We start from the raw sequence: 981 nt of genomic DNA on the forward strand, positions 1-981 counted from the left end.
GGCCGTCATGCCGAAGGCGGCAAGGAGTGTGCCTGCGCCGAAAAGCGCGCAGAACCGCTGAGCACGGTGAGATAATTGCGTCATGGCCACGCTTTATGACGCCATTTGATCCAGCCCGCATACGCATGAACGGCAACTCTCGGCCGAATGCCTCGCAATAGGATCGGCCGTGATTATTCAGCAACGTTCCGATCGGGTTCGATCGCTACCTATGTCAGACCAGTTCGACGGCGTAGACTTTCAGCTGCTGCGAATAAGCCGAGCCATCAAATCGGCATAGGCTCAATCCAGATGAACAGCACCGTTGCAACCACTAGGAGCACCCCGAAGATACATGCCGCATGGAAGTCTCGGCGATCCTGAAACGCCTTTCCGAAGCCAGATATGATCAGCTTCGTAGCCGTGACGATGATAGCGCACCCCGAGACTATGATGATGGCGAACAGGATCCAGCCAGTAAGCGTATGAGGCATGGCCTGCTCTATTGCAGTGGACCAAGGGCGTCCACCGCACCGGCCGGGCGGCCACATCATCACGGCTCGCCCGGCGTCGCTCAGATCTCTAGCGGCGGCCGTGAATGACCAAGGCGAGCAGGTAACCGATCGCGCCGGCCAAGACCACGAGGCCCAGCGGCGACTCCTGCGCGTGTGGACGAAGCGCCTCGCTACCCTGCCGGTACAAGCGCTGAGCATCCGGATAGCGCTCGCGAGCGCGATCGAACGCGTCGCCGGCGACCTCGCGCGCTTGCCCAGCGGCATCGCTCAGCGTGTCCTTGGCCTGCCCGTACAGGTTCTGCGCCGAGCCCTTCAGCTCGGTGACCTTGGCTTCAGCCTGGGTCTGCGGCAAGAAGTCGACCGCCGAGCGGATCGTCTACGGCGCCTTCGACATCGTCGAGAACCGCGCCCGGGCCAACCCGATCGAGGTGTTCCGCGCCGCCCTCGACAACGTCGCGCCGATGATCGAGGTCCGTTCCCGCCGCGT

The 981-nt window shown here is 62.6% G+C and carries 1 protein-coding gene and 1 pseudogene; one reads left to right on the forward strand and one right to left on the reverse strand.

All coding sequences use genetic code 11. The features are described 5' to 3' along the window. Positions 1-561: 561 nt before the first annotated feature. Positions 562-846 (reverse strand): CsbD family protein, encoded by a 285-nt coding sequence (locus tag MKL01_RS00155; protein ID WP_243903222.1) that lies wholly within the window; start codon positions 844-846, stop codon positions 562-564. On the opposite strand from MKL01_RS00155, the pseudogene MKL01_RS00160 reads away from it, so the two are divergent. Further along, positions 842-981: pseudogene (locus MKL01_RS00160) on the forward strand (30S ribosomal protein S7); the annotation flags it as partial. The gene MKL01_RS00155 and the pseudogene MKL01_RS00160 sit on opposite strands and share 5 nt — an antisense overlap.

Source organism: Methylobacterium sp. J-070 (genome assembly GCF_022829385.1).
GTDB lineage: Bacteria > Pseudomonadota > Alphaproteobacteria > Rhizobiales > Beijerinckiaceae > Methylobacterium.